Below are 5,258 nucleotides of genomic sequence, written 5' to 3'. Positions count from 1 at the left end.
GCTTGGTCGCCAGCTGTTGGTAGTAGCCGTAATCCGGGGAGCCGGGCCAAGCCGCGCACTTGGCCGCCTCGAAGGTGGCCCAACGCAGCTCGGGCGAGCCTTGCCGGGACAAATGCCCCGGTGAGCGTTTGGTATCCGAGGAATACACGGTGACATCCATGCCCGCAAAGCGCACCAGCGCGGTATCGCCGATGTGCTGGGCTGCTCGCGGAACACCGTGGCGTCGGTGTTCGCCGCCGCAACTGCGGCCGGTGTGGGCTTCGGGGAGGTGGCGGACCTCGCTGCTGACGAGGTCCGCCACCGGTTGTTGCCCGCACCGATCAGGCCGGACTCAGACCGTGTGCAGCGGATTTCGAGCATGTGCACCGCGAACTCGGGCGCCCGTCGGTGACGCTGTTGCTGTTGTGGAATGAGTACGTCGCGGCCTGCCGGGAATCCGGTGGGGTGCCGTATCGGTACTCGTTCTTCAACGAACAGTACCGCCGCTGGGTGGCGGCGCCGGGGGCGTCGATGCGCATCGTGCGCACCCCGGGCGAATCCATCGAGGTCGACTGGGCCGGTGATGCGATGAGCTTCGCCGACCCGCTGACCGGTGCGGCGACCGAGGCGTGGCTGTTCGTGGCCGCGCTGTCGTTTTCGGCCTTCACGTATGTGGAGGCGTTCACCGATATGACGCTGGTGTCGTGGATCGATGCGCATGTGCACGCATTCGAGGCTTTTGGCGGCACGGCCCGACTGCTGGTTCCGGACAACCTTCGCACCGGCGTATCGCGGGCCGACCGGTACGAACCGGCGCTGAACCCGGCCTATGCCAGCCTGGCCGAGCATTACGGCACCGCGATCATCCCGGCCAGGGTCAAGCGGCCGCGCGACGAGCCCGTCGTGGAGGGCAGCGTGCGGTTCGTCGCCAACCAGGTTGCCGCGGTGCTGCGGGATCGGCGGTTCGTGGGCCTGGCCGAGTTGAACGAGGCCATCTTCGATGTGGTCGACCAGATCAACGCGCGTCCGTTCCAAAAGCGGGAGGACTCCAGGCGGATCGTGTTCCTGCGCGATGAACAGCCACTGCTCAATCCGTTGCCGCCGGTGCGGTTCGAGTTGGCGGATCTACGAATGGCCAAGGCAGGACCGAACTATCACATTCAAGTGGACCGCAATTTCTACTCCGTGCCATCGGCGCTGATCGGGCGCAGTCTGGATGTGCGCCTGACCTCTAGCACCGTGGAGGTCTTCACCGGTACCGAACGCGTGGCCTGCCATGTCCGGCTCAAAGGTGTTCGCGGACGGTATGTCACCGTGGCCGAGCACATGCCTGCCGGGCATCGGCATCGGCTGGCCGACTGGAGCCCGGCCCGCTTCGAGCAGTGGGCGGCGACCATCGGCCCCAACACCGTGGCGGCGATCCAGGCGATCCTGGCCTCCCGCACGATCGTCGAGCAGTCCTACCGGTCGCGTCTGGGGGTGATGGCATTGGCCAAACGCCAAGGCGGTGCGGCTCGGCTCGAAGACAGCTGCGGTCGGGCACTGGGCGCCGCACCGGCACCGTCGTACACGCTGATCAAGAAGCTATGGGCTACTTGGGAACCTGCTGATCCGCCACCGATGGCGTCTTTGGGTGATGCCGGCTTCATGCGCGGCGCCGACTACTACGGCCAGGGCGGGGGCCAGTCATGATCGACGTGCAGACCTTGGACAGGCTCAAGGCGATGCGCCTGTCAGGCATGGCCGAGTACTTCGAGAACCTCGGCGCAGCCACCGGCGCGCAGCGGCTCACCGGGCCGGAGATGGTCAAGATGGCCGTCGACTGGGAATACGAACGCCGCCGCAACAGCAAGCTGCACCGACTGCGCCGATACGCAGCACTGGCCCAACCCGCCGCCGACATCGCTGACATCGAAGCCATGCCCGGCCGCAACGTGGATGCCGAGTTGATCGCGCGCCTCTCCGTCGGCAACTACCTGCAAGACCGCCAAGACGTAATCCTGCAGGGCCCGACCGGCGCCGGGAAGACCTATGTGGCCTGCGCGCTGGGCAACAAGGCCTGCCAGCAGCGTGCTTTACCTGCCGGCTGGTGAACTGTTCGACCGGCTCACCATCGCTGAACGCACCGGGGAGCGGAAACGCTGCCTGGACACCCTGGTCAAGGTGGAGTTGTTGATCATCGATGACTGGTTCCTCACCACGCCGAGCCGCCAGCAGATCCAGCAGCTGCACACATTGATCGATCGACGGCATAAGACGGCATCGACGATCTACTGCACCCAACTGCCGCCCGGCCAGTGGCACGATCGCATGGAGGAGAAGATTCTCGCCGACGCGATTATCGATCGCATCACCACCAACGCCCATGCCACCCTGCTGACCTGCGACGAATCAATGCGCAAGCACTTCGGCCTGCCCGGTTGACCAGCCGCCGGTGGGGCCGACCACCAGCTGGCCCGTCCCACCGGCACTACCCAGCCCAAGACGCACGCGGCTCGCTCCGCACCGGAGCAGTGGCCCATCAATCAGCGAAACAGTGGCTCACCCAACAGCGGAACGGCGGCCTTCACTGAGCGTGATATCCAATCGAGACAGCATCATGATTGGAATCAATGTCAACGCGATCATTACAGCACCGACTGCGAACACAACGGCATACGCATGGGAAATGTCCTGCATAACGCTAGTTAGCGCATGCAAACCCGTGGATTGTCCTGCCATCGATGACGAATCGATAAACATACTTCTTCCGGTGGGCGTTCCTGGCGAGGCTAAGCTTTGATCGACTGCAGAAGTATTTTCGAGGCGGTTGAATTGGTTGCTCAGCAGCACAGTCATCAGCGCCGTTCCTGCCGAAGCTGCAATCTGCTGATTGACTTTGACGACGGTGGAGCCGCGCGCGATTTGCTGTGAGCGCAACGTCTGCACTGCCGCCGCGGACAATGGCACCCTCGCAAAGCCCCAGCCGAGCCCCATCATTGTCAGCGCAATCGCAAAGGACGGTAGATACTCAGCCTGATGATAAACTTCATATGCGAAAATGCCCATCCCTCCAGCACTCAGAACGATGCCGACTGGCATGATCTTGCCGGGTCCGTACTTATCCATTAACAACCCACCTGCCAACACGGTCACCATCGCACCGATTCCACGCGGAACCAGATTCATCCCAGCCTGTAAGGGCGTCTGCTGTAGCACCTGCTGAAAATACCCAGGAATTAGAAGTGCCACGCCAGACGTCGCGGCAGCAAAAATAAATAATGCGACATTGGCGCATGCGGCAACATAATTCTTAAATATCCGCAGATCAATTAACGGATGATTTCTGCGGTAGAGAGTGTGCAAGATAAATAGGCCGATCAACGCCAAACCAGTTGCTATCGGAATCCATACGTGATAATCCGCGACTGAATCGAAGCTAGGCACAGATGACATCCCATACAGCAAGATTGCCAAGCCCGGCGACAACAGCATCATTCCGATTAAGTCCAACGTTTCCGAACGCGTCGGATGATCAGCTGGAAACACGATCGCTGCCACAACCGCTGCGACCAGGCCAAACGGTAAGTTCAGCCAGAAGATCCACTGCCAACCATAGGTGTCGATAAGCCAACCGCCCAGCATCGGGCCGAAAGCTGAGCCCAGCACTGTTGGTATACCCAATAGCCCTACAACGCGACCGAGCCGCTTTGGACCAGCTTCGCGGGCTAAGATGGTCAAGACCAGCGGTAGTAATAATCCACCACCAAGACCTTGCACGACGCGAAAGGCGATCAGCAGTCGGATATCTGGTGCTGACCCACAAAGAAGTGACCCGACAATGAAAAAAGCTAGTGATCCGATAAAGAGTCGCTTCGTCCCGAACCGGTCAGCGCCCCAGCCTGCCACTGGGATAACCGTTGCCAACGCCAGGGTGTATCCGGTCATAGTCCAGACGACCAATGTGTGGGTCGAGCTGAAGACTGCGATGAACGTATGTTGGGCGACCGTGACGATTGTAATGTCGAGGTAAGTCATCATCGATGCCAGTAAGCATATGCTTGCTATTTGGAGCAACTTGGCATCCAGCCGGTGGGGGTAAATATTCTTTGCCAAGCCGGAAATCCGTCGAGACATGGGGTGCGATGCGTTGTCGGCGTGGGTTGTCGTCGGTCCAATATCATTGATCGGCAACTTCCCAGGTCGCCAGAATCTCACATTATGCAACCGCATGAGCCATCTCCCAAATCGACCGTAAGGGCGCTGCCGGGCCAAGCCCAGAGGCGTGGTGTAAGAGGTCGCCCAAATCGCGTGACCCTTCGGGATGCAGTTTAAGCGGTCAATTCTGGCGTCGTGGTGGCCTCCTGGTGGTGGTTGGCCGCGGTGGCGGTACGGGCTCGGTTGAGGGCCACCTGCCGCCGTGAAGTGATCCGCTGGCTGGCCCGCTACAACATCCGACCACGCCACTCCCGATGCCGTAATTCCAGGTTGTTGGCGACGGTTGAAAGTCCGGCCAGTCGCGACGGTTGAAAAGTAGGCCACCCAATCAGATTGGATGGGTGATCTCCTTGGAAGACTGGGCGTTGATCCGGCATCTTCATCGCAGCGAGGGTTTGTCGCAGCGGGCCATCGCACGCCAGCTCGGCATTGCCCGTGACACGGTGGCCGGGGCGCTGGCCAGCGATGGTCCACCGAAGTATGAGCGGGCCTCGACGCCGTCGGCGATCGGCGAGGTGGAGCCGCGGATGCGGGCGTTGTTGTCGGCCTACCCGCAGATGCCGGCGACGGTGCTCGCCGAGCGGGTCGGGTGGACGGGTTCGATCTCGTGGTTCCGGGAGCGGGTCCGAGCGATCCGCCCGGAGTACCTGCCCGCCGATCCGGTCGATCGGCTCGATCATCCGCCGGGGCGGGCGATTCAGTGTGACCTGTGGTTTCCGGCATCCAGGATCGCGGTCGGGTTCGGCCAGGAGGCGGATGCTGCCGGTGTTGGTGATGGTCGCGGCGTTCTCCCGGTTCATCGCTGCGGTGATGTTGCCCTCGCGTCAGACCATGGATTTGGTGGCCGGGATGTGGAAGCTACTTTCGGGCAGCTTCGCTGCGGTGCCCCATGAGTTGTGGTGGGACAACGAGGCCGGGATCGGGCGTCGCGGCCGGTTGACCGATCCGGTCACGGCGTTGATGGGCACGCTGGGTTCGCGGCTGGTGCAACTCAAACCTTATGATCCCCTCTTAACCGGCTAATCCTGATACATCACCGACCTCGACACGCCGATTCTTCCGGGGTGCTTGATTTGCGCTGA

The 5,258-nt window shown here is 61.7% G+C and carries 3 protein-coding genes and 2 pseudogenes; 3 read left to right on the top strand and 2 right to left on the bottom strand.

What is annotated here, in order from left to right; translation table 11 throughout:
* Positions 1 to 301 (bottom strand): IS110 family transposase (locus BST40_RS32145; RefSeq protein WP_244174503.1); only part of this gene is annotated, 301 nt, incomplete at its 3' end.
* A gap of 59 nt (positions 302 to 360) precedes the next feature.
* Here BST40_RS32145 and istA point away from each other — a divergent pair.
* Both istA and BST40_RS33440 read left to right on the top strand, forming a co-directional pair.
* Positions 361 to 1,671 (top strand): IS21 family transposase, encoded by a 1,311-nt coding sequence (istA, locus tag BST40_RS27180; protein WP_075549902.1) that lies wholly within the window; start codon positions 361 to 363, stop codon positions 1,669 to 1,671.
* Positions 1,668 to 2,403, top strand: a pseudogene (locus tag BST40_RS33440) (ATP-binding protein). Before istA ends, BST40_RS33440 begins: the two are co-directional and overlap by 4 nt.
* Positions 2,404 to 2,520: 117 nt before the next feature.
* On the opposite strand, the gene BST40_RS27165 reads toward BST40_RS33440, so the two are convergent.
* Entirely contained in the window at positions 2,521 to 4,095 is a 1,575-nt protein-coding gene (locus tag BST40_RS27165) for a DHA2 family efflux MFS transporter permease subunit (protein WP_075549901.1), read from the bottom strand.
* A gap of 431 nt (positions 4,096 to 4,526) precedes the next feature.
* Here BST40_RS27165 and BST40_RS27160 point away from each other — a divergent pair.
* Positions 4,527 to 5,196: pseudogene (locus BST40_RS27160) on the top strand (transposase); the annotation flags it as partial.
* Positions 5,197 to 5,258: the final 62 nt, after the last annotated feature.

This window comes from Mycobacterium persicum (assembly GCF_002086675.1).
Classification (GTDB): Bacteria; Actinomycetota; Actinomycetes; order Mycobacteriales; family Mycobacteriaceae; genus Mycobacterium; species Mycobacterium persicum.
Note: the sequence above shows the minus strand (reverse complement) of the source record. Positions and strands in the feature narration are given on the sequence as shown.